General features: G+C 33.7%; 17 protein-coding genes. 6 read left to right on the top strand and 11 right to left on the bottom strand.

The genetic code is table 11. The features are described 5' to 3' along the window. Positions 1-10: 10 nt before the first annotated feature. Positions 11-1,240, bottom strand: coding sequence for a DNA (cytosine-5-)-methyltransferase (dcm, locus tag BUC31_RS03725; protein WP_073241378.1), 1,230 nt, complete (start codon positions 1,238-1,240; stop codon positions 11-13). A 56-nt stretch (positions 1,241-1,296) separates the two neighbouring features. On the opposite strand from dcm, the gene BUC31_RS03720 reads away from it, so the two are divergent. Both BUC31_RS03720 and BUC31_RS03715 read left to right on the top strand, forming a co-directional pair. Then, a complete protein-coding gene (locus BUC31_RS03720; RefSeq protein WP_073241376.1) occupies positions 1,297-2,490 on the top strand; it encodes an SH3 domain-containing C40 family peptidase in 1,194 nt (397 codons plus the stop codon). Between the two features lie 99 nt (positions 2,491-2,589). Continuing rightward, on the top strand, positions 2,590-3,219 hold the full coding sequence (locus tag BUC31_RS03715; RefSeq protein WP_073241374.1) for a hypothetical protein: 630 nt from the start codon (positions 2,590-2,592) through the stop codon (positions 3,217-3,219). A gap of 23 nt (positions 3,220-3,242) precedes the next feature. On the opposite strand, the gene BUC31_RS03710 is transcribed toward BUC31_RS03715, so the two are convergent. Next, complete coding sequence (locus BUC31_RS03710) at positions 3,243-4,748, bottom strand: S10 family peptidase (protein WP_073241372.1); 1,506 nt, start codon at positions 4,746-4,748, stop codon at positions 3,243-3,245. A gap of 186 nt (positions 4,749-4,934) precedes the next feature. Here BUC31_RS03710 and BUC31_RS03705 point away from each other — a divergent pair, with 186 nt between their 5' ends. Then, positions 4,935-5,810 (top strand): 3-keto-disaccharide hydrolase, encoded by an 876-nt coding sequence (locus BUC31_RS03705; protein ID WP_073243731.1) that lies wholly within the window; start codon positions 4,935-4,937, stop codon positions 5,808-5,810. Between the two features lie 30 nt (positions 5,811-5,840). Here the strand turns inward: BUC31_RS03705 and BUC31_RS03700 are convergent, their stop codons facing one another. From BUC31_RS03700 to BUC31_RS03660, 9 genes are all read right to left on the bottom strand, one after another. Beyond that, positions 5,841-7,469, bottom strand: coding sequence for a S41 family peptidase (locus BUC31_RS03700; RefSeq protein ID WP_073241370.1), 1,629 nt, complete (start codon positions 7,467-7,469; stop codon positions 5,841-5,843). Further along, the gene (rnpA, locus tag BUC31_RS03695; protein WP_073241368.1) at positions 7,450-7,833 is read right to left on the bottom strand and encodes a ribonuclease P protein component; all 384 of its coding nucleotides are present in this window, start codon (positions 7,831-7,833) and stop codon (positions 7,450-7,452) included. Before rnpA ends, BUC31_RS03700 begins: the two co-directional genes overlap by 20 nt. Before the next feature lie 72 nt (positions 7,834-7,905). Further along, positions 7,906-9,759 carry a M1 family metallopeptidase gene (locus BUC31_RS03690; RefSeq protein WP_073241366.1) on the bottom strand — a complete coding sequence of 618 codons (1,854 nt, stop codon included), beginning with the start codon at positions 9,757-9,759 and terminating at the stop codon, positions 7,906-7,908. Positions 9,760-9,775: 16 nt separating this feature from the next. Continuing rightward, positions 9,776-11,425: a S8 family peptidase gene (locus tag BUC31_RS03685; RefSeq protein ID WP_073241364.1), complete on the bottom strand. Its 1,650-nt coding sequence runs from the start codon at positions 11,423-11,425 to the stop codon at positions 9,776-9,778. 51 nt (positions 11,426-11,476) lie between these two features. Beyond that, complete coding sequence (locus tag BUC31_RS03680; protein WP_073241362.1) at positions 11,477-12,337, bottom strand: MBL fold metallo-hydrolase; 861 nt, start codon at positions 12,335-12,337, stop codon at positions 11,477-11,479. A gap of 162 nt (positions 12,338-12,499) precedes the next feature. Next, positions 12,500-12,919 carry a response regulator gene (locus tag BUC31_RS03675; RefSeq protein WP_084134933.1) on the bottom strand — a complete coding sequence of 140 codons (420 nt, stop codon included), beginning with the start codon at positions 12,917-12,919 and terminating at the stop codon, positions 12,500-12,502. Continuing rightward, positions 12,903-17,468, bottom strand: a complete 4,566-nt coding sequence (locus tag BUC31_RS03670) for a PAS domain S-box protein (RefSeq protein ID WP_073241360.1) — start codon at positions 17,466-17,468, stop codon at positions 12,903-12,905. The genes BUC31_RS03675 and BUC31_RS03670 overlap by 17 nt, the downstream gene beginning before the upstream one ends. Before the next feature lie 291 nt (positions 17,469-17,759). Continuing rightward, positions 17,760-19,982, bottom strand: coding sequence for a SulP family inorganic anion transporter (locus BUC31_RS03665; protein ID WP_073241358.1), 2,223 nt, complete (start codon positions 19,980-19,982; stop codon positions 17,760-17,762). Between the two features lie 2 nt (positions 19,983-19,984). Then, on the bottom strand, positions 19,985-20,632 hold the full coding sequence (locus BUC31_RS03660; protein ID WP_317614935.1) for a universal stress protein: 648 nt from the start codon (positions 20,630-20,632) through the stop codon (positions 19,985-19,987). Between the two features lie 354 nt (positions 20,633-20,986). On the opposite strand from BUC31_RS03660, the gene BUC31_RS03655 reads away from it, so the two are divergent. From BUC31_RS03655 to BUC31_RS03645, 3 genes are all read left to right on the top strand, one after another. Continuing rightward, positions 20,987-22,843 carry a cation:proton antiporter gene (locus BUC31_RS03655; RefSeq protein ID WP_073241354.1) on the top strand — a complete coding sequence of 619 codons (1,857 nt, stop codon included), beginning with the start codon at positions 20,987-20,989 and terminating at the stop codon, positions 22,841-22,843. Between the two features lie 231 nt (positions 22,844-23,074). Then, the gene (locus BUC31_RS03650) at positions 23,075-23,338 is read left to right on the top strand and encodes a hypothetical protein (protein ID WP_073241352.1); all 264 of its coding nucleotides are present in this window, start codon (positions 23,075-23,077) and stop codon (positions 23,336-23,338) included. Positions 23,339-23,518: 180 nt separating this feature from the next. Beyond that, positions 23,519-25,885 (top strand): outer membrane beta-barrel protein, encoded by a 2,367-nt coding sequence (locus BUC31_RS03645; protein WP_073241350.1) that lies wholly within the window; start codon positions 23,519-23,521, stop codon positions 25,883-25,885. Positions 25,886-25,891: the final 6 nt, after the last annotated feature.

The raw sequence follows: 25,891 nt of genomic DNA, 5'->3' as shown, positions 1-25,891 counted from the left end.
GAATGACGTATTAAGTTGATTTTATTTTTTCTGAAAGAACTTTACCTATTTTTTTAACCACACCAACCACTAAAGCATTACCCATAAAAAAAGCTCTTTTGGTATTAGAAATTCCTTCCAGTAATGTATGATCATCTGGGAACATATTCAACCGTTCTAATTCTACAGGAGTTAATCTACGTAATCCTTTTTTTGTGTTGATAACATGTTTAAAGCGTGATGCACTTTTACCACCTTCACCAGTTATGATTGTTCTTGACGCATTATCCAAGGCATCAGGAAAAATCATACTACCCTCATTATAATGGTAAGCAAAACCAGATTTAGAAGTCCGGGTTTCTTTTTTTGATCCTTTTAAATAATACCATTTATCATGTTCTTCTTCAGGAATGTAGAATTCTTCAGGTATACGACCTTTTTGTAAAACATCGGCTAAGACTGTTCTTTTACCAATATAACTAGCCGTAGTTTTAGTTGTGTATACTTTTCCTTTAATGAATACGCCGGTATTTTGAAAGGGAGATAATTTTTCACCCAAATTAAAATTTTCAGATAGCGATACCAGGTCATCGGTGATATCGAACGAAATTATTTTTGAAGAAGTGCTTGTTATTGGAAAAGCGGTTGCTATAGTTCCTTTTTCAAAAATCCATTCTTGGGCTGTAGCTTTTTTAAATTGTTTATAAAGCGGAGTAGATTTATGATAGCCTAAGAAAAAAATACGTCTTCTTCTTTGCGGCATTCCGTAATCTGCAGCATTAATAACTCTCCATTCTACGGCATAACCTAAGTCATCTAAACTTTTAAGCATTATGGCAAAATCTCTGCCTCTTTGGTTTGATGGAGATTTTAATAATCTATCTACATTTTCAAGAAATAAGTACTTAGGCGGATTTTTCTTTTCCGATAAAATTCTATGAATGCTCCACCATAAAACCCCTTTCTTACCTATAAGTCCTTTAGAGTTATTTAATGTAGCCGCAACAGAATAATCTTGGCAAGGAAATCCTCCAACTAAAATATCGGCATCTGGTATGTCTTTAGTGGGTACCTCAGAAATATCTTCATTTCTGTGATTCTCATGACCGAATCTAGCTTCATAGACTGTAGAGGCATGCTGTGCTTTCGTACTAGGCTCAAATTGGTTACTCCAAACTACTTCGTAGTTCTCAGTATCCTCTAATCCTAAGCGAAATCCACCAACACCCGCAAAAAGTTCTATGACCTTTAGTTTCTTCATTTGCGATAAAATTACATAATTTCACAAGGCTAATACTATTAGAAATTATTTTACAGATGAAGAGAATACTATTAAAGAGGTCTTTTGTATTGATTTTGATTGCTTTAAATACAGCCTGCAGTGTACATATTGACGAAAAGAAATTATTGGTTAAAGAAATTGAAATCATAAAAAACACATTTGCACCAGATAAACGTACTGCTCTTTTCAATTTAGAAGTGTTAGATGGTCCGTCCGGTTTTACCATGTTCGGTGAAACTAATTTACCATTCGCTGTAGATTCTTTAAATAGTCTTTTAAAAGAAAAGGGAATAAAAGCCACTAACGATATTAAAATTTTACCTGGAGTTGAGTTGGAGGGTATGACCAAAGCAGTTATTAATATATCTGCTGCAAACCTTAGAAGCAACCCTAAACATTCAGCAGAATTAGCAACACAAGCAACTTTGGGTACTGTTGTTAACGTACTAAAAAAAGAAGGAGATTGGTACTTAATACAGACACCAGATATGTATTTAGCTTGGGTAGATAATGGAGGAATACAATTAATGAATGCTGATGATATTAAAGGGTGGAATACTGCAGCTAAAATTATTTATACAGATACTTATGGGCATGCATTTAATACTGAAGAGAGTAAGAATAGAATATCAGATATTGTTGCAGGAAGCTTATTAAAACTATTAAGTAGTAATGAGGAGTTTTTTAAAATAGAATTTCCAGATGGTAGACAGGGGTACATTTCTAAAGACGAAGCAGAAGAATACGATACTTGGTTATCAAATTTAAGTTATAACGCAGATTCACTTATTGCTACTTCAAAAACCTTAATGGGTGTACCGTATTTATGGGGTGGTACTTCTACAAAAGGTGTTGATTGTAGCGGTTACACAAAGACTATCTATTACTTAAATGGTATGGTAATTCCGAGAGATGCATCTCAGCAAGTGCACGCTGGTAAGCCTATAGATTCTATTGCAGATTTCAGCAAATTACAGAAAGGAGATTTGTTGTTCTTCGGAAGAAAAGCAACCGAAACAACTTCAGAAAAAGTAGTTCATGTAGGTATGTGGATCGGTGATAACCAATTTATACATTCATCTGAAATGGTACGTATAAGCAGTGTTGATAAAGATTCGCCAAATTATGATGCGTTTAATGTAGGTAGATATTTAAGAACCCAACGCTTATTAAATGAAGATGATCCTTTACTTCTAAACCTAAATATTACAAAACCGTTAAAAGATTAAATATTTTTTTTTAAAAGAGGCGTTTCATCGATTTTAAGATAAATAATATAACATAGTAATAATGAGCTCGTTTTAATATGGAACGATCATTTACGTACTATGAAAAAAACAATTCTTCTAGTTTTAATCTGCTGTTTTGTAGGATCATCTTTTGCCATCGCTCAAAACGATGCTGCCACAATTTATTTTAAGGACGGAACTAAACTTCAAGGTTTAGCTAAACTTATAAATGGAGACCAGGTAAAATTCAAAAAGGTTAAAGGAGATAAGTCACAAAAATATCATTTTGATAACCTTGAACAGGTAGTTATAAATGATAGAGAAGAGGCTTCTACCTATATTTATTTAGAAACTCGAGAAGGCTATTTCAATGTAGTAAGAGAACTAGAAATAGGTGCTGTAAATTTATATGTTCTTGAACAAACCGGATATTCTGCACCCATGTTTGTAGGTGGTGTAAACGGTCAAATGAATATGGCGCACGGTAATTATTACGATATTAAAAACCTTTATGTTAGAAAAGGTGTAAGTGGAGAAATTACACACTTGGGGTCTAATCAACTTTTTAGTAAGAATTTTAAAAATGCAGCTTCAACTTATTTTTCAGATTGTCCGGTTTTAGTGGAGAAAATTATAAATAAAGAATACAAGAAAAAGCACATTAGAGACATTGTTAATTTTTACAATCTAAAATGTAATGATCAGCATGTGCTTATTCTTAAAAAATAGTAATACTGTAATTTCTATTTTTATTAATCTGCAGTAATAAATTCGCGTATATCTTTACTTAATTTAATAAAATCTGGTTCATGTGTATACATCATATGTCCCGCTTCATAATACTTCATTTCAACACGCTCTTTTACTATTCCGTTTCTATCAAAAGTATATTCAGCATCAAAAAACGGAGTAATTAAATCATAGTACCCACTTGCTACCATTACTTTCATGGCAGTATTTCTACGCATGGTTTCACCTAAATCTGGTGCAGTATTTACTGGCATAGGCTCCCAATATTTTCCATCTGGTACTGTTCTCCATCTCCAATTAGATCCACCACCAGAAGTTATATATGGTCTATCCATTTTAACCTTTAATTCTGAGGCAAAGTAATGATTTAAGCTAGCAGTGTAGGCAGCACTTATTTGATAACTTGCGGCATCGCCCAAATGGGGATTCTCAGAAACTTTATCTTCTTCATCTCCCATAAAACGACCGTCTAATCTACCGATAGCAAACCCTTTATCTTCTAATAGTTTTTTCTGAAAACGACCCATTAATATTCTTAAGTTAGATTGTAGAATGTACGTTTTATCCAATCCTGTGAAATAAGAAAGTTTTTCTGCTATCGTGTTCTTTTCAGCTTCATTTAAAGAATTGCCTTTATACAAAGAAGGTATATAGGTGTTGTATGTAAAATCTCTACATTCTTGTGTAAAGCTTTCTAAAGACTTACCCTGACCTGCTTTTTTATGATACCAAGCAGTAGCAGCCATGCTGGGTAAATAAGTAATGAACGAAGTAATATTGTTCTTTACAGAAGTAGAACCGGCATAATCTAATGCTTGCGAAATCAGAATCATTCCGTTCAAAGCCATGTTTTGCCCAGAACCTTCTAAAGCTTTTCCTAAAGCTGCGGCACGTGTGGTACCATAACTTTCACCAGCTAAATATTTAGGGGAAAACCAACGCTCGTTTTCTGTTACCCATTTTCTAATAAATTGAGCAAAAGAATTTACATCTTCTTTTAATCCGTAGAAATCTTTTCCTTCTCCTTTTCCTACCAACCTGCTGTAACCAGTACCTACGGGATCAATAAAAACTAGATCGGTAACATCAAGTAAACCATGATCGTTATTTACGAAATTATAAGGTGCTGCGCCATCATCAGATTTGGCATCAGAATCTACTTTTACAATTTTAGGCCCAAAAAAACCCATATGCAACCACATCGAAGCAGATCCTGGTCCGCCATTAAAAACGAAAGTTACCGGTCTTTTGGTAACATCACCCATATTGGTTTTAGTATACGCTACCGACCAAAATGTAGCAATAGAATCTCCGTCCTTATTGGTTAAAAAAGTTTCTTTAGCTGTTGTGGTGTAGTCTATAGCTGTACCTCCAAAAACCCCTTTGTGCTTGGTTATAAATGATTTTGCTTCTGGTATGGGTTTCGTTTTAGTTTCCTTTTTTGGTTCTTGAGCTTGCGAAAATTGAAGAAACAATAGACTGGCCGCTAGTAATAGTAGATTTCTCATTTTGACTTAGAGTGACGTTAGTTTGTACTTTTAAAAGTAATGATAATAAATGAACAGATTTTCTGGTATTGATTGGAATATGTCTGAATAATCGCATCATCTAAGATATCAGAACATTGAGTATATTTATATATGTATTTTTTGCATAAGTTCCCTTTCTTAATAATTCAACCAAACACAATCAGCATGAATAAACAACTACTTAAATCGCAAGTACTAGGTGCCACTCTTTTATTGTTATTAGGATGCGGAGTTATTAATTCTCAAGAAACAAACGATGGATGGGAAACCATGTACAACGGAAATGATTTAAATGGATGGACAACAAAAGTTCACCACTATGAAGTTGGGGATAATTATGCAGATACCTTTCGCGCTGAAGATGATATGGTGAAAGTGAGATATGATAAATATGAGGGAGATTTTAATAATCGTTTTTCACATTTATACTATGATAAACCCTTTTCAGATTTTCATTTTACGGTACAATATAGATTTGTAGGTGAATTATATAAAGGCGCACCAGAGTATACGATTCTGAATAGCGGAGTAATGTTTCATTCGCAAGACCCGCAAACCATGTTAAAAGAACAAGATTGGCCCATTAGTGTAGAAATACAATTTTTAGCGGGTGTAGAAGAGGGTAAAGAACGCCCAACCGGTAATATGTGTTCACCAGGTACCGATGTTATTTTTGAAGGTAAAATTGACCCTAGACACTGTATTAATTCAACATCCGATACATATTACGGGGATCAGTGGGTAACAGCAGAGTTAGTAGTTTATCACGATTCATTGGTGAAACATATTATTAATGGTAAAACAGTGTTAGAATACACAAAACCACAAATTGGGGGTGAAGTAGCAAATGGTTATGATCCTAAAATGAAACAAGACGGTAGGCTTTTGAAAGAAGGTTTTATTGCTTTACAAAGTGAAGGCCAGCCAATTGATTTCAGAGCTATTAAAATCCGCAATCTAAAAGGATGCACAGACCCAAAAGCAATTAACTACAAAGAGTATTATGAGGTTTCAGATACCAAAACATGTATCTATAATTAGAATAGTCACTTAAAAATTAAGTAAAGAACACTATTTTAATATAGCGCTGTATTTAGAATTATTGCTTAACAATTCGGTAGCAGCCAAAATAGCGTCGTCGTTGTTTAAGTAATATTGGTACAAACCATCTCGGTAGAAATAACGTTTTACAATCTCATCTTCAAGATTCTTTTGAATCTCCCTTTGGTATTTATCTAAAGCATTGATTTTACCTTTTTCAATATTCGCTAACAAGGTTTTATAACTGTCTTGAACATCTGAACCTAAAAAGTCATTTTCATCGCCAGAGAGCGCCTTTTTAATAGCCTGCTCTGCTTTGGTCTCAAAAGAGAAACTACTTTGTTTTACGTAGTTCTTAAAGGCATTAAAATCGGCATCTGTAAATTTAAAGTCGGCAACATCATTATATTTATGAGCATAATGGTAGTTAGTAGCATAATCGAATATGACGTTATTCTGCAACAATGCCAAAGTAAGGTCATTGGTTTTAGAAGTAGCTACTTCAATATCTGGTAAAATACCACCACCATCTTGTACTTTTCTACCGTTACGAGTGGTAAAATCATTAAAAGTAGTATTACGGACTGCATTACCACTTTCATCCCTGTTCCAATAATCCAACGATTGTATACAACGACCAGAAGAGGTATAATATCTAGAAATGGTAACTTTAAGTTGAGTACCGTAAGTCAATTTAAGTGGACGTTGTACTAAGCCTTTACCAAAGCTTCTGGCCCCCATTATTACTGCTCTGTCTAAATCTTGTAAACTACCAGAAACAATTTCACTGGCAGAAGCACTGCTTCCGTTTACTAAAACAACTAGCGGAATTTCTTCATCTACAGGCTGATTGTTGGTATGATATTCTCGGTTGAATTTTTTAACCTTTGATTTCGTTGTCACAACCAATTCACCTTTTGGTACAAATAAGTTAGTAACATTAATAGCTTCAGATAATAATCCGCCAGGGTTTCCTCTTAAGTCTAAGATAATTTTTTCTGCACCCTTTCCTTTCAAATCTAATAAAGCAGATTTGGTCTGTTCTGTTGCTTTGGCATTAAATTTTGCCAAAACAATATAACCGGTTTTGTTATCGATCATTTTAAAGAAAGGTACTGCATCTACTTCAATGCCTTCACGAGTAATACTAGTAGTGTTTAATTTACCTTGTCTCTTGTAAGTAACATTTATTGTTGACCCGTTAGCCCCTTTTAAAAGCTCACTGGCATTATCTTCAAAATCTGCCACCTTGATATCGCCAATCTGTATTATTTCATCACCGGCCTTTAATCCTGCCTTATCTGCGGGGTATCCTTGGTGTGGCTCTATAATTAATAATTTATCATCAAAAGAACGTACCATGGCACCAATACCAGAATATTCGCCAGCATTGTTTATGCGATACGTTTCTACATCTTGTTCGTTTAAGAATTTGGTATAGGGATCCAATTCGTTCAGCATATTTTTAATGGCGGTATCCATTAATTCTGCCGGGTTGGTTTCATCCACATAGTTCATGTTCAATTCTTTGAACAAGGTGGTAAAGATTTCAATCTGTTTGGCTATTTCAAAAAAGTCACTCTTATAACTACTTCCTACAAATAGAAAAGCGATGGCAATTATGGGTACAAGTACTTTTTTACTTATTATTTTTTTCATCAATCTGTAGCTTAAACTTGTTTAAAACGAGCTTCATTTTATGATCTAACTGCTCAAAGGTGGGCATATCCTTACCAAGGTATAAAAATAGAAACGCAAAGTTTGCATCTGTATTGTTAAAAACCAGCGCTTTATTAAGTCTATAAGACTCTCTAAGTAGCCGTTTAATCCTATTTCTATCAACCGCACTTTTAAAATTTCGTTTAGATACGGTTACCCCTGTTTTAATTGGCACTTCTTTTTGTTCTACGGATAGATAAATTAATTTCAACGGATATACGGAAACACCTCTTCCCTCTTGAAACAATTGGGTGATGAGTATTTTACTTTTTAGTTTTTCCTTTTTTCCGAAGGATGCATCCATTATAAAAGAAGTATTAAAAAGAATTAGCCCCCAATGAGGGGGCGTAAATATCTTAAAGTTTAGAAGAAGAAACTATTCTGCTTGCCAAACATTATTCTCTAAATTGACATCTGCCATTAATTGCGAAGGATCAATAACAATTGCTTTTATTGAAGACATTGGTTTGTTGATAGTAAAATTATAGGTTGGGTAAGCCCAAGGCCAATCTTCAATTACAGTTCTTTCAATACCCTCATAAGGGTTTTCTTTTTCACCACGCATCATACGTAACGGAGCATAAAAGGTTTCTCTAGAATCATCATTATATACCACCAAAATATCTAAAGGCATTGGCATTAAACCAATACGTTCTAAGGTAATTTTAGTGTTGTTTTCTGATGCCAACACCTCTTTAATACCGTAATCAATAGTATTATTTGTCTGTGTCCAATCGGTTAAATACCAATCTAATTCAAAACCAGATACTTTCTCTGCAACACGCTTAATATCGTTAGGCACCGGGTGTTTAAACTTAAACTCATCGTAGTATTGACGAATAGTTTCCATCAATTTATCTTGACCTATAACATAGCCTAATTGAGATAGAAATATAGAACCTTTACTGTAAGCAGAAATACCGTAGGCAAAATTAAGAGCGTAACGATCTGCATATGTACCTTGTGGTTGTTCTTTACCAGAAAGGGCTAAGTTTCTGTACCCTTTATATGTACCCTCAAAAGGATTTTCTTTTTCGTAGTCCATTATTTCACTCATACAAAGTTTAGAAATAAAAGAAGTAAACCCTTCATCCATCCACTCATGTTTAGCTTCGTTTGTTGCTAATATATGTTGAAACCAAGAGTGTGCCATTTCATGCGCCATAACACCAACAAGGCTACCAAATTTACGCTTACCTGTTATTAAAGTGGACATCGCATATTCCATACCACCATCACCACCTTGAATAACCGAGTATTGGTCATATGGGTATTTACCAATGTTCTTGCTAAAAAACTGCATTGCTTCAATAGTTTTAGGCTGAAGGTTTTTCCAGTTCTCTAAAATTTCAGGATCGTTTTTATATAAGAAATGAAGCACAGGTCCGTCTGGTACTTGTTGAATATCATGAATATATTCTGGATCTGCGGCCCACATAAAATCATGAACCATTGGCGCTTTAAAATGCCAAGTTAATGTCTTGCCTTTTTGTTTTTTAATTTTAGTACCAGGTGTTTCATAACCATGACCTATTTCGTTAGGGTTTTGTAAATAACCAGTTCCACCAACGGTGTACTCTTTGTCAATGGTCAATTTTACATCAAAATCTCCCCAAACTCCCTGAAACTCACGTGCAATATATGGATCTGCATGCCAGCCTTCAAAATCATATTCTGCTAATTTTGGATACCATTGGCTCATTGATAAGGCAACACCTTCTTCACTATTTCTACCAGAACGTCTAATTTGTAACGGAACTTGACCTTTAAATTCCATATTAAAAGTAGACTTAGCACCAGCTGCTATCGGCTTAGCCAAATCAACAACTAACACGGTTCCTTCTTCTGAAAATGTAACCTTACTTCCATCTTGTGTTAAAGAGGTTGCATGTAAGTATCCTATTTCACTATCGGTAAGTGAAGCAATTCTACTTTTTTTATCAGGGGTAGTCATTCTATCATCTGGATCAGCAATGCTTTGTAAGCGAATATCCATTTCACTACCAGGTTGAAAAGCGTTGAAATACAAATGGAAGTAAACACGCTTTAACTCATCTGGAGAATTATTGGTATAGACCAAGGTCTGTGTACCGGTATATTGAAAATTATCAACATTCATATCTACCGCCATGGTGTAATCAACATGTTGTTGCCAATAATCGGTTTTGTTTTGAGCCAGTAATCCTATTGAGAAAACTGCTGTTAGAAACGTAAAAAATGATTTAGTCATATGAGTTGTATAATTATTATAATTTAACCTGTCCTGCAGCTACTTTACTAGCTAAAACCAATGCATTGTAGGCATTTGCTATTTTACCAGAAGTAGAGATTTCATCTAAAGAACCACTTTTACCCGTGTTCTTACCTAATACTACTTTTGTTTTAATAGGTAAACCAGATTGCAATATTATTTTCTTCACTTGAGAAGCCGTTAAGCTTGGGTATTGAGACATTACCAAAGCAGCAACACCTGCAACACCAGGTGCAGCCATAGAAGTGCCTGGAGAATATTCATATTCGTTATTAGGGTATGAAGAATAGATATCTGTACCTGGAGCAAAAATATCAACATTAATTTTTCCGTAGTTAGAGTAGCTCGCTACCAATTCAGATCCGTATTTTGGGTTTAAGGCACCAACTGTAATTACATTATCAGCAATTTCTGGACCGTTGTTTATTTGATCGTTAGGGAAGTTAGCTTTAATAGGATTATCTAGATCAGCACCATCATTACCGGCAGCATGTACAAAAAGCACATTGTTATCTGCAGCATATTTAATAGCATCATAAACCCAATTGGCATTTGGAGAAAAAGACTTACCAAAACTACCATTAATAACACGTGCACCGTTATCAACAGCATAACGAATACCTCTGGCAATATCCTTATCATACTCATCACCGTTAGGCACGGCTCTAATACTCATAATAGCTACATTGTTAGCAACACCGTTAACACCTTTACCATTATTACGTTCAGCAGCGATAATACCTGCTACGTGAGTACCGTGACTTTCATCATCAACTCTATTTTGAGGATTTCCGTTACCGTAATCAACATCGGTAAAATCATAGGCATTATCACCAACAGATTCTCTACCATTAAAATCTTTGTTTAGATTATAGTTAAGTTGTTCTGTATAGTATTTAAGACCATTGGTTAAGTCTTTAAGAACACCCGGTATAGTTTCATTAATACCGAACATTTGATTTAGTATGGCAACATTACGTTGCATAGCTTCATCTGTTGCTTTTATAGTTGATAAATCTTTTTTAGTATAGGTGTCTTTCTTTAAATACTTCTTTACATCTGCATCTGCATTTTTTACAGCTTGATATATAGATTCGTATTGCTCTTTACCCTGTAAAGCCTCATTGTATTTAGCATCTAATTTAGTTTTGGCTTTTGATAACGTTGCGGCGTCACCAATATTTAAACGAAGCATACGAACATATTCTAATTGTTCATTATAAGACTCGCCTAAGAAATTATAACCATGAATGTCATCTATGAATCCGTTACCATCATCATCAATACCGTTACCGGCTTTTTCTTTAGTATTAGTCCATAATACATTAACAAGGTCTTCATGCTTTAGGTCAATACCAGAATCAAGTACGGCAACAATTGTTTTTGTTCCTTTTCTATTTTTTATGATTTCTCTGTACGCTTTATCTACACTCATACCGGGTATAGTATCGGTAACTAGATCTAAATGACCCCAGTTATTTTTTTCACTGGTAGTAAGGTCAGAAATTTTTAAAGGCGTAGCATCTATGTTTTCTACGGGAGTAAGAACTAATCCGCTACCTCCAACTGATTTTGTGCTTCCACACCCGGTTAAAACCGCAGCTATTGATAGTGCGAAGATTGATTTTAAATATGTATTTGTCATACGAGGGTAACTTTTTCTAATTTATTTATAGTTAAATGTGATTGTGTATAGTTAATTGAAGAGTTCATTGAAAGTATATACCTGATCTAAACGAACACCTTTTTCAGTGTGCTTTAATGTACACAGTTGGTTATGTGCATCATGCTCAAAAAATAGATAATAATTGTTATCTGCAGCTTCGTTCAAGAATAGCTTTTTTTCTGTCATTGTCATTAGTGGTCTAGTATCATATCCCATAACATAAGGCAATGAAATATGACCTGCAGTAGGTATAAGATCTGCCATGTAGGCAATAGTCTTACCTTGATATGAAAATTGCGGTAGCATTTGCTTTTCTGTATGCCCGTCTACAAAACGAATATCAAAACCTAGCGGACTATTTTTTAAAAACTCTCCGTCTGTATGATTAATAAAAGTCAAGTGACCACTTTCTTGCATTGGTATTAAGTTCTCTGTTAAGAAAGAAGCTTTTTCTCTTGGGTTGGGTTCTGTTGCCCATTTCCAATGTTTTTCATTGGTCCAAAATTTAGCATTTTTAAAGGCAGGTTCATATCCGGTTCTATCTTTGTTCCACTGAATGGCACCACCAACATGATCAAAATGAAGATGGGTTAAAAATACATCGGTGATATCATCTCTATGAAAACCATGCTTTTTTAATGAAGAGTCAATATTGAAATCTCCCCAACGGTAGTAGTACCCAAAAAATTGGTCAGATTGTTTATTACCCATGCCTGTATCCACTAAAATTAACCTATCGCCGTCTTCAATTAAAAGACTTCTAGCCGCAATATCAATTAAATTGTTGTTGTCTGCAGGATTTGTTCTTTGCCAAATTACCTTAGGTACTACGCCGAACATGGCACCGCCGTCCAATTTAAAATTACCAGTTTCAACAGGATAAATTTTCATAAGGGGCAAAATAATAAAAGTGTATGAGATCTTAGAATTATTAAGAAAGTATTATCATTTAACCCTTAGATTATAAGACTTATTAAAGGTGTAGTGGTATTAAAATGGAAAATGAGTTAATATGGTGGTAAAGCTTATACAGTTTAATAAATATGCAAAAAACTAATCTTCGCTCAATAAATCACCAATAATATGATGGGCTAAAGGTTTAATTAAATGTTTGCTAACAACAGGGTAGTCTTTTCCCTTCTCAGAATCTAAAGTATCTATCGAAGAACTTAATATGTATATTTTACATTGATCAGTAAGTGTGTCTGGTAATTTAACGTATTCATCTAAAAACTCGAATCCGTTCATTCTTGGCATTTTAATATCCAGAAAAATAACATCGGGGTAAGCTTCGGTATTGTCTATAATACTGTTTAAATGCGCTAGCGCCTCATGCCCAGATGTCATGGTTGTAATTTGCGAAATATTATCCTCTTTCGAAATAATGGCTTTATTTATGAAATTATCCACATCCGAATCGTCAATCAATAAAATATTTATATCCTTGGCCATATTATTATTTACCTGATTCATTTGGTATTTTTAGAGTAAACGTTGATCCTTTACCTATTTTAGATTTTACATCTATTGTTCCATTCAATTTAGACAGTACTTCTTTTACAATAAACAGACCAATACCAGACCCCATTACTTTAGAAGATACCCTATAAAACATTTCAAAAATCTTTTCTAGTTGGTCATCTTCCATACCAACACCGTTGTCTTTTATTATCAAGACCGCCTCTTTTTTGTTAGTTTTTACATTAATCCAAATAGCGGCATCATTTTTAGTGACATCATGATACTTTATTGCATTAGATATAAAATTATTCAATATAATTGAAATCCTCTTACTATCTGATACAAATTCTATTTTGTTATTAACACTGACTTCAATGTTTATTTTATCGGTGTTTTCTAAATACCATAAACTCTGAAGCGAATGTTCGATTAAAGTACTAAAATTTATAGAATCTAACTTAATGGCTAGATGTTTATTTCTTGAGTATTCGATAATATCTTTGATAAAGTCATCTAACCTTTCTATAGATTTTTCCATCATGCTTAAATGTTGAAACAACTTAGGGTTAATATCTTCTAGTTGAATAAGATTTATTAAACCTAATACAGATGATAAAGGGGCTCTTAATTCATGAGAAGCGCTGTAAACAAAACTGTCTAATTCTGAGTTTGTCTTTTGAAGTTCATGAAATTGGGTCTCTAGGTTGCTCTCTGCCTCTTTTCTTTTTGAGTCGTCAAAAATATTTACCAAATAACTTTTCTTATTATTTAAATAAAGAGGTGCCATGGAAAGCAGGAGAGTTTTTTTAGACCCATTTTTAAGTTCAATTTTATACTCTTGATTTACAATTTCTCCTTCTGTATTAAGTTTTTGCCATAATCTTTCTCTCTCATCTTCATTGATGAAAATTTCACCAGATTCTACTATTGTTTTACCAATAAGATTTTGGGGCTTAGTATTTAAAATGACATAGGCCATTTCATTCGCTTCAATTACTTTTCTTTCAGCATCTAACATTAGCATACCCATTAGGTTGGTTTGAAAAGCTTTAGAAAATTTCTCTTGACTTTCTTTTAATGCCTCTTCTGCTAAAACACTTTTAGTAATATCCATTGAAGTACCACGATAAGTAATAGGCACATCATTATCATCAAAAACAACCTCTGAATAAGCTAAAAAGTATTTAAATGATTTATCCTTTAATTGAATTCTATAAAAATTAGGTCTAGAGTTGCCTTCGTCTTTTTTTCCTGCAAGTTTAGTGTCAATCATGTGTCTATCTTCACAATAAACCATCTCCTTTATCATTTCTGGAGTCATTTCAACACTTGGGTCAATCTCATGAATTTCATACATTTCTTTTGACCATTCAACAATATTGTTGCTCATTTCCCAATGCCAATATCCAAACTTACCAATACGTACTGCCGCTTTCATTCTAGACTGAAGCATTAGTATTTCATTCTCTGTTTCTTTTTGCTTCGTAATATCTACAATAGTTCCCCTATATTTAATAGGTGATTTATCTTCAGCCCTTACAACCTCCATTTCTGCAAGTATATATTTTATAGAGCCATCTTTCTTAATTATTCTATATGAAAGAGAATACGTATCAACATCAGGAGTTACACTTTTTAGAAGCTCTCTGTGTTTCTCTACATCATCTGGGTGCATTAGGTTTTCTACAAATGCTAAAGTTATTTCTTTATTTATGTCTACATCATAGATAGTGTACAGTCTCGGTGACCAATAAAGTTTTTCTGTGCTAAAATCATAATCCCAATAACCAATTTTGCCAATGCGCATGGCAATATCCATTTTATTTTTAAGATCGATTATTTCAAAATCTGTCTTTTTTTCTTTTGTAATATCGATTACCGTACCCTTAAAAGCAACGGCCATATTATCTGGGTCTCTAATAACTTCAATATCTACCATTAAATATTTGATAGCGCCATCTTTAGCTATTATTCTGTATGTAAAGGCATGAGCAATTTTATCAATAATTATGGCTTTTACATTTTGGCGATGTAGTTCTAAATCATCTGGATGAATAATAGTTTCAAGATATGCTATCGTTAAAACTGCATCTGGTTCCAAATCATAAATAGTATACATTAAAGGAGAACAAATAAATGTTTGTGTATCTATGTCAAAATCCCAATACCCAATTTTACCAATTCTAATAGCAGAGTCCATTTGGTTTTTAAGAGTCAAAATCTCTTGCTTTGTTTTATTGCTTTCTGTTAAATCAAAACCTATGGCCCCTATTGCTATAGGTTTATCAGTAGCTTTGTCTTTTATTAAGAAGCCAGAAAATTCTAGGGGAATTGATGTTTTGGTTTTAAAGTTTTTTAGCGGCACCTCTCCTGTCCAATGACCTTTTTCCATTATGGTTGGCAAGTGGGTATTTTTTATGACGTCTCTATAGTCATCTTCAAAATAATCAAAAATTGTAGTGTTTTTTAAATTGACACCTCTTGGTATATTAACCATTTTTTTGCCTGCATCATTCATAAACAAAGGCTCTCCTGTCAAAGTTGCCAAACCAATAAAACCAGGACTATTTTCTATTATAGAAATTAGTTTTTGTTTTTCTTGATGAGCTTTTTTATCGCTGGTAATATCTCTAAAGTATATAGAAAGCCCGTTGGGCGATGGGTAAAGGTGATTTTCAATCCACATATCACGATTTTCATGATATTGTTCAAAATGGGTATATTCTTGTTTTCCCATGGCAGCTTGAAAAATAGCATAAGCTTCAGAATTTTTAAAGGCAGGAAATTCATCCCAAACATTTTCACCTAAAATTTCATTAGTGTCTATATTCAATATCTCGGCAGCTTTTGCATTGATATCTATAAAGCGCCAATCATTATCGAAAGCGACATATGCATCTGAAATACGTTCAGTGAGTTGTTTGTATTTTTTTTCGCTTTTTAGAATTTCCTGGTTGGCTTTTTTTGTTTCGGTCTGGTCTATATAGGTACTTAGACTTAGTTTTTTACCTAAATATTCAAAGGGTTCAATTGACGTAATTAAATGTAATTTTCTACCTTCTTTAGATATGAATTCAACCTCAATTTTGTCTACCCTATCGGAACATGTAAAAGCATTTAGAACAGGATTTGTTTTTAACGTTTTATCAATATTAATTAAACCAATATCAGAAATGGTTTTACCCTTAATTTCTGCCATGGAATAACCAATTAAATCTAAAAAGTAAGAATTGGCATCTACGAAACGATTATTGTGGTCTTTAATAACCATGCCGACAAAACGATTATTATATGCTTTACTAAATTTCACCAAATTTTCTTCGGCAGCTAATTCAAGCTCCTTTCTTTCGGTAACATCTCTGATAATACCTAAAACTGTTGTCTGGTTTAATTTTTTGGCACAAACCTCTCCGTAAAATAAAGTCTTGTCTTTTTTCACCAATTTTCTTTCTAAACGCACAGTTTTACCTTCTCTCATTTCAGAATAACGAGCCGGCAGTTGGTTAGACTCTTCAGGTGCTACAAGTTCTTTTAGGTTTTTGGTTAACAATTCATCTTTAGTATAGCCAAATATCTGAATTCCATAAGGGTTGATCTCTAGTATATTACCATCAAAGTCGCTTAAAATAATAATATCAGAAGCTTCTTCTATAAGTAACCGATACCTCTCTTGACTTGATTTTAATAATGCTGTTTTTTCATCAACTAGCTTATTTAATTTTACGGGCTGTCTCATTAGAAACCATGAGAGAATACCACATACTAAAGAAAGTATTATACCTAAAACTGAAAACAATATGGTAGTTGAATTAATGTTGCTATTGTCTGAAGAAACATATAGTTTCCATTCTCCTTGGCTGGTAGTTAGCGGTAAGGTAGTAGCACCTTCTTTAGAAAGCTTTCTAGAAGCGTAAAATGTTTCTTCAGTTTTATCGGCATTTATTTTTACTAATTGATAAGAGAATTTCTCGTTATTAATACTGTCTAATTGCACAGTATTAATTACTGTTGATAAACGAACAACTGCCGCTACAAAACCATTAAACATGCCATTTTTATATAAAGGTCTTCTGCCTATTATACCAGACCCACCTTGTTTTAAATAAATTGGACCCGCGGTGTAATAATCGCCTTTTTCAAGAGTCGTCTTTGCACCCATTTTATTATCTGGGTCATTCAATATATTTAAACCTATAACCTCATTTCCTTTTAGAGGATAAACATGCGTAATTACACCTTTTTCATTTACAAGTTCTAGGGCATCTATACTATTATTGCTATTTATAAGCAATTGAGCTACACTATCAAAGTTCTTTGGTATGCCATAGTGTTCAACTATAAATGCCAAGGTTTGAGTAGCGTTAAAACTTTGACCTAATATATTTTGTAGGTCTATTTTTAATTTAGAAACACGTTGCTCAATTTCTTGTTGTTCTGTTTTTTGATAAAGCTGATGTTTTTGAAAGGCAATGAATTGGGTTATGATTAAGACAATTAAAAATGCAAAAAACCCGTAAAATAGCGGGTTTTTAAAGATGGACCGGGTGTTGGTATCAGACATTTTTATTAATATAAATTATATAATATCGATTAAAACTATACTAGTTGAAATAACAGCTTAAACCCTCGAGATATACGAAGTTAAAAAAGTAGCCAGTACAAAGACGTTTTTTCGTCATTTTTTGTAAGATTTTTTAGGTGTGATTATCACACTTATTGCCTATGTGCGTTAGGTGGTTATTTCGCTAGAAATTAAACTTTTTTAAAGCAGCGATTAAAACTGATTAACTAAATAGTGATAAAAACACGTTAAACAGGGTGATTGTGGCTATTACGATAAAACAAAAACGGATTAAACAGAAACACTTTCGCAAAGAAGTTGATTGAGCTGCTTACCGAAATAGAGCATTGCTTTTATCTCTTTAACACTTAGTAGACGTTCCTTTTTAAGAATAAGTATAGAATCACCATTGGTTTCTATGTGATAATAGGGGTTGCTTTCTAAGAATAGAATAAGCTCGTTGGTAAATAGATTTTGAATGTCTTTTGTATGCTCACCGCTTAAGAAAAAACGTTTGTTGAAATCTTGATGGTTTTCTAATTCTATATCTTTAAAACCGGCCATGCCATATACAAAATCTAAAAGGCCTTCTTTGTCTAAAGAAAATACGGGTATTTTATGTTTAAGTTTAATATGTAGAATAGTTGTTTTAACTACTTCTTTGGCAATAAATTCCCCTTCGTTAAATTCTACATCAAACAAATGAAAGGTCTTTGTATTATCGTAAAAGCTGTTGTAGTAGTAAGGAACTCTTCTATTTTTAAAGAAAATAAACTTGTTTAAAAATTTAGTTTTATCAGACCTTTTTGGCTCATAGGACCATTGGTATTCTTTTGCCATGGTCTTTAAAAGGCGCTGTCTTTTTGTAAAGTATTTTTCTATAGAACCTAGTTTGTTGATCGGTAATATTTTTCTAATAGCAAATGGATGTTTAGAGTCGGCACCATGCTTGTCTAAGCCTATAATCTCAATACTACCTTCTTTTTTTGTAAAAGTATCTACATAGTTCTCTAAACCCTCCATAACCGTATGGTCTACAAAGCTACAAAGCGAAAAATCTAAGATAACATTTTCATTTTCTGGAATAATATCTAGCTTATTCTTTAGTTTATAAAAATTAAGAAAAGTGGCAAAATACTTAACGCTGATATAATAATTACCGGCATCTTTCTCTTTAAACATTAAAATATTTGGCTTGGTCAAATGATTTATAAAAAGAGATAAACTTCTGTTTAATATTACGTGAATAATGAAAGTAACCAGTATACCCATCGCAATCCCTGATATTAGGTTGGTAAACAATGTGGTCAAAAGAGTGGCTAAAAAAATTACAATCTGCTCTTTACCAATACGAGCAACTTTTTGTAGATTTTTTGGAGTGGCAAGCTTATAACCTGTAAACACCAGTATCGCCGCCAAGGCAGCTAAAGGAATTCGTCTTAATTGGTCTTGAAAAAGCAACACAAAAACAACGAGAAACAGAGCGTGAAAAATATTGGCAGATCTATTAGTAGCGCCATTATTAACATTGACAGAACTTCTAGCAATAACGGTTACAACATTTAACCCACCTACCAGACCACTAAGAGAGGTAGCTAGCCCAAGCGCCTTTAAATCTTTGTTTACATTAGATCTTCTTCGTTCAGGATCAAGTTTGTCAACGGCCTTAATACTCAAAAGCGATTCTATACTTGCTATAAGGGTAATGGCAAAAACGGTAGTTATGAAATCAATATCTAAAGCTTTTGAAAAATCAGGAAAAGCCAAGTTAGACAATACATTTTCTGGTATATTAACCAAAAATTCTTCTTGTAAAGGATAAGGTAATCCTAATGAAACAAATATATAACTAAACCCTACAGACAAAATTAGAATCCACATGGGTGCTGGAATAAGGTGTAAATATTTATTTCTTATTTTAGAGTAATTCGCCATAATTAATAGGGCAATTACACCTATAGCTGCTGCAATAAGTTCTTCTATATGATAGTTTTGATAAAGACCCATTATTCCCTCTGGAATCTGTAATAACAGATGAATAATACTTCCATGTTCATTATTATGGCCGATCATAATATGAAATTGTTTGGCTAAAATTCCCAAGCCAATGGCGGCAAGCATTCCTTCAATGGCAGATGCAGGAAAGAAATCTGCAAGTCGCCCCATTTTTAGAAACCCAAGAAGTAACATTAGAATACCAGAGAAAACAATGGCTGCAAGTGTAAATAAATACCCCGCATAAAGATCACCACCACCAAGGGTAGTAATAGCACCTAAAAGAACAATGACCAAACCATTTCCAGGTCCTGTAATGGTTACATTAGAACCTCCAAGAATAGACACAACAATACCACCAACAACGGCAGCGATAATACCTGAAATAGGCGGTGCCTCGCTCGCAAGAGCAAGTCCTAACCCAAGAGGTAAGGCTATTAATGAAACAACGAAACCAGAAAATAAATTCTTTGGAAGCGTGGCTATAAAGTTTGAATTATTCTGCTTTTTAGCTGTCAAATCTATTTTCTAACAATTAATAAATCGGTTGGTAAATCAGATAGAATATATTCAATATCATGTGGAAATATTCGATCCCAAATACTTGTTTTTATAGGTGCGTTCATAACTAATAAGTCAGCTCTTACCACTTCGGCGTAATGCCCAATAGAATATCCTCTTTTACCAAAAATACTTTGTGTTTTAACCTTAATGCCTTTAGTGATGTTCTCGGGCAGTGAACGTACTATAGTGTTGACCCTAGAATCTTCTCTATGTCTAATACGTTGTTTAATGATATTTGCCTTTTTTAACGAACGGTCATCTTCAACGTCTACCTGAATTTCTTTTGGCAAAATTTCTTCAACAATGGTAATTTGTTGGGCACCCAAGAGGCTGGATACATAAAAAGCATGTTCAATGGCCATTGGTGTTTCTGGGGCATTTAGACCGTTGACTACAATGTGCTTACAAGGCACTCTTTTTTCTGTAGGTTTAATTAAAAGGAGGACAGAGCAATGAACCTTACGCGTTAGTTTTCTAGCTATAGAACCTACATAAAATTGAAACTTATTTTCATGCTGCAAAGCGCCTAAAATCAACAGATCTATTTTTAAATCGACACAAGCTTTCGTTATAATGGTCTCTGGGTTGCCTTCTTTCCAAACCACTTCTATGGTATCATCAGACTGTTCCGTTTCAGAAATGATTTGATTAATCTTGGCAGATTTTTCTGCAGTCTTTTCTCCTACATGTAAAAGAATAAGTTTGCAGTTTAAGTAATATGCAATGCGGCTAGATTCTAGTATATTTACTTTGAGTGAAGGCGAAAATGCAAATCCGAATAAAATGGAATTATATAACTTGATAAGTAGTTGGTTCTAATGTTGTGTTCAACAAGATAGGGCTAAATAATTACAAGTGAATTGGTACTGTAGAACCTGGTACTCAAAAATGCACTGTTTCACTTGGTTTTTATGTTATATAGTGCCGTTTAATTGTTATTTTTATACAAAATAAAATGTATGCTAGAGCTTGCAGGAATTATCATTTTAGGAATACTTGCTCAATGGGTAGCATGGCGCTTAAAACTACCCGCAATTTTACCATTAATTCTTATAGGTTTAATCGTTGGTCCAATTTCAACATTGTACACTGAGGATCATTCTAAAATTATAGAGCCAATTTGGAACGGAACCAAGGGTCTTTTTCCTGGAGATAGTTTGTATTACTTTGTGTCTTTGGCAATAAGCATCATTTTATTCGAAGGCGGACTCACACTAAAGCGTTCTGAGATTAAAAATATTGGTCCGGTAATAACCAAGTTAATTACCCTTGGTAGCTTAACAACCTTTTTTGGAGCAGCATTGGCGGCCTACTTTTTATTTGGACTTTCATGGCAGTTGTCTTTCTTATTTTCTGCTTTAATAATTGTAACGGGTCCAACAGTAATTACCCCTATTTTAAGGAATATTCCGCTTAAAAAAGATGTTTCTGCCATATTAAAATGGGAAGGAATTCTTATAGATCCTATTGGTGCATTGGCAGCGGTATTGGTCTATGAGTTTATAAGTGTTGGCGAAGGTCAAGCTTATACCATGACTGCATTAGTCGAGTTCGGCAAAATTCTGTTATTCGGTTTTACCTTTGGTTTCACCTTTGCACACGCACTAACTTTTTTAATCAAAAAGAGTCTTATACCACATTATTTATTGAATGTAGTTTCGTTATCTGTTGTATTGGGTGTTTTTGTCATGTCAGATGTTTTTGCACATGAATCTGGCTTATTGGCGGTGGTTGTAATGGGTATGGTAATGGGTAATACCAATTTACCGAATATTAAAGAATTACTCTATTTTAAAGAATCTTTGAGCATTCTTTTAATCTCTATACTATTCATTTTATTAGCAGCTAATATTGATATTTCAGATCTAGAATTAATTTATACATGGAAAACCATAGTACTGTTTTTATCTATTGTGTTAGTCATTAGGCCGCTTGGTGTTTTCTTAAGTTCTATTGGTTCTAATTTAAAATTGAATGAAAAACTTTTTATCAGCTGGGTAGGTCCAAGAGGTATTGTTGCAGCTGGTATTGCATCTTTATTTGGGTCTAAATTAATAGCTAGGGGAGAGCCAGGGGCAGATTACATTACTCCGTTAGTATTCATGATCGTTTTGGGTACGGTTTTGTTAAATGCCACCACAGCTAGAATTTTTGCTAAACTAATAGGTGTCTTTCTTAATAAGTCTGAAGGAATTTTGATTCTAGGAGCCTCAAAAGTATCTCGTTTAATTGGGGAGTATTTACACAAAAACGACAGGCATGTAGTTTTAATAGACAATAACCAGTCTAATATAGAAAAGGCAAATAAATTAGGATTAGAAGCTATTTCGGCAAACATTTATTCTGATAATTTAACCGATAATATTGAACTTAACGATATTGGTTATTTAATGGCATTGACCGCAAACTCAGATATAAACAGGTATGCTATAGATAAATTTCAAGATGCTTTTGGTGAAAATGGTTCGTTTAGATTGGTAGATGCAGATGAAATGTCAGATCCGGAGAATAATCCAAAAGAGGGATTGTTTTCGCACACCGATGACTTTATTAAATTGACCGAAGCGGCACGAAAGTATCCGGCTATACATGAAATTGAACTTCACGATACAGAGCATTACGAAGGTTTAATAGAAATAACAAAGGCCGATGCAGATATTGTTCCTTTATTCCTGATAGATCCAGAAGGAGAAATACATATTATTACTGCATTTAGTAAAGAATTCACAGACATTCAAAAAGGATACAAATTGGCATACTTGGGTAAAATGTTCCCTCTTGAAGACCCGGATAAAGAAGAGGCCAAAGAAAGCTAAAATACCAAAAACCCAAGTCATTTTCTTAATGCTAATCTTTATTAGTGACAATGTAAACGATAAAGATTTTAAAAGAATTATTCCCTCTACTATTGTATGTATATACGATATTTGACAGCATTATCTATTTGTTTTGGTAGGTTATAATTTTTCTTAATATTATAATTTCGCAATATTTTGTAAAACGATTTCGTTAAGGAGGTAAGAAAAACCAACCAAAACCAAATTTTTATGAAAAAATCAATTTTATTTTTAGCATTATTTGCTACCGTAGCTTTTACTAGTTGTTCAAAAGATGACGATGATAATGGATGTAAATCATGTACCGCTGCAGATCAAAAAGTGGAAATTTGCGATAATGGCGACGGAACATATGATTTAACTGTTGGCGGTGAAAGTGCTGGAACGTTAGATGAATCTGATTTAGACGGTATGTCTCCGCAACAAGTAGTAGATGCAACTTGTGAGGCTTTAAATTTACTTGCCGACTTCTAAAATACGAAATTAGTATTTTTAAAAAGTCCTACATTTAAAATGTAGGACTTTTTTTTTTCTAAAACCTATAGCCAAAAGAATACCCATCTTATCCTTTTTTTATCCCAATTGGGCAGAATCTACTTTATAAAATAAGAGGTCAACTATAGTTTTACGGCATCAATCAAAAAACGACCAGTCATGAAACTAAAATCAACAATTCTATTAGTTGCGCTATTCATCACAGCAGTTACTATCGCTCAAAACACTATAACGGGTACTATCAGTGATCCATTAAAAACGCCGTTACCTTATGCTAATATTATTCTTTATGAGGTAGGTGAAGAAAAAGCTATAACCGGGGTAATTAGTAATGAAATTGGTGCTTACTTATTTGAAAATATTGCAAATGGCACTTATGTGATAGAGGCATCTGTTCTTGGATTTGAAACTAAAAAATCAGATGAATTTCAACTACCTCAATCAGAATTAATAGTAAATTTTACGTTGAACGAAGAAACACAAAACTTAGATGAAGTCGTTGTAAAAAGTAGACGACCACAAATTAAGCAAACTGCAGAAAAGCTAATAGTTGATCTTGAAAATTCAGATATGGTGAACACCAATCTTCAAGACGTGGTAAAAAAAGTACCGGGTATAATAATGACCAACGGTAATGTAAGTTATGCAGGTCAAGGCAATATTAGAATACTCATTAACGGCAAGACTACTGATTATATGGATACGGCAAGTTTACTGAGAGATTTACCGGCAGACAACATTTCTAAGGTAGAGTTAATACAACAACCAGGTTCTGAGTATGACGCGGAAGGTTCTGGACCAATTCTAAACATCATTTTAAAGAATAATGTAAAACTAGGTACGCACGGTAATGTAAAACAAATGGTGGGTTACGAGAATAGATTTGAGTATGCTACCAGTGCTTCCGTAGCCAGCTATAAAAACAAACTTAATTGGCAACTAAGCGCAGGGTATAGAAAATCAACTTCAAGAGATGATTTAACATTGTCACGTAAGGTCTTAGATGAAACGTATAAACAAACTTCAAAATCTGCTTTTGACCCCATAATTGCGAATCTTGGTGCAGGTGTGGATTACTACTTAACAGACAAACATTCTATTGGTATTAATGGTAGAATGGTAAATAGTGATTCTGACCGAGTATCTAATAACAACACAACCATATCAAGTACCTCATCAGACATTACATTACTTACAGATAATAGTTTTGATAGAAATAGAAGCATCTATACAGTTAATCCGTACTATGAGTTCAAAGATGACAAGAATAAATTAGTGCTAGATTATAATTTTGTGGACTATAGCTATGACAACGAAAATAACTTATATCAAGTAGGGACCTCCACATTACCGTTTAATAATAGGCGTTATTTTCAAGATGCTTCTTATAAGATTAATACCTATAAAATCGATTTTAAGCGAACTGTAAATGAGAATTTTTCATGGAATGCGGGCACTAAGTTTTCTGATGTAAAATCAGACAGTGACTTACAATCGTTAACGGAAGATGATGAGGGTGTTTTTCAGTTTCTACCGGCAGAAAGTAATCGGTTTTTGGTAGATGAAACTATTCTTGCATTTTACTCTAAAATGAACATAAAGGTTGATAAATGGACCTTCTCTGGTGGATTACGTTGGGAAGAAAGTGATACCCAAGGTACAGCAACAACTACAGACGAGACAAGAACTAGAAAAATATCAAAGCTGTTTCCAAGCGCAAGTGTCAGCAGAAAAATTACAAATGAAATTAGCGCAAATTTAGCGTACAGTTATCGTATTCAGCGACCTTCTTACAGCTCACTTAATTCTTTTGTGTATTTCTACGACCCATTTACTTTTGAAGAAGGAAACCCTAATTTAAAACCTGCGTTTACAAATAGTTATCAGTTTAATTTGACTTATGACAACCAACCATTTTTCAATATTAACTACAGAGAAACGGCAGATCAATTATTTGAAATCATCAATCAGAACGATGCTTCGGCAGAAACCTCTAGAACCATGATTAATTTGGCTGAAAACAAAAACTGGAGTTTTAGTTTTTTTGCACCATTAGATTTTATAGAGAATATAGATGGCTATGTAGGCGTTCAAGCGAATCATAATGAATATACCTCTGAGAATTTAGAACCGATGTTAGACTTGTCTAAATGGAGCTTTACGGGTTTTGCAGGAGCTGAATATGAGTTGCCATGGGAAATCAACTCTGAAGTATCTACATACTATACTTCTGGCGGGCTAGAGGGCATTATCGAATATGATTGGTTGGCCGGTATTGATATTGTTTTTAGCAAAAGCTTTCTTGATGATAAATTAAAAGTAAGTTTAGAGTTAGAAGAGTTAATTCAAAGACCTTTTAATGGGGTTGTAAAGTATGATAATGTGGATGCAACGGTGGTTTCAAATTGGGCAAGAAACAACGTATTTTTACAATTGAACTATAATTTTGGTTCTAAATTCGGAAAAAACAATAAGCGAGAGAACTCTTCAAAGGACGAACAAAACCGTATTAAACAAGATAATTAATACATA

Origin of the sequence: Maribacter aquivivus (assembly GCF_900142175.1) — a bacterium.
In the GTDB taxonomy this organism is placed as follows: Bacteria; Bacteroidota; Bacteroidia; order Flavobacteriales; family Flavobacteriaceae; genus Maribacter; species Maribacter aquivivus.
This window is presented reverse-complemented; position numbering and strand designations above follow the sequence as displayed.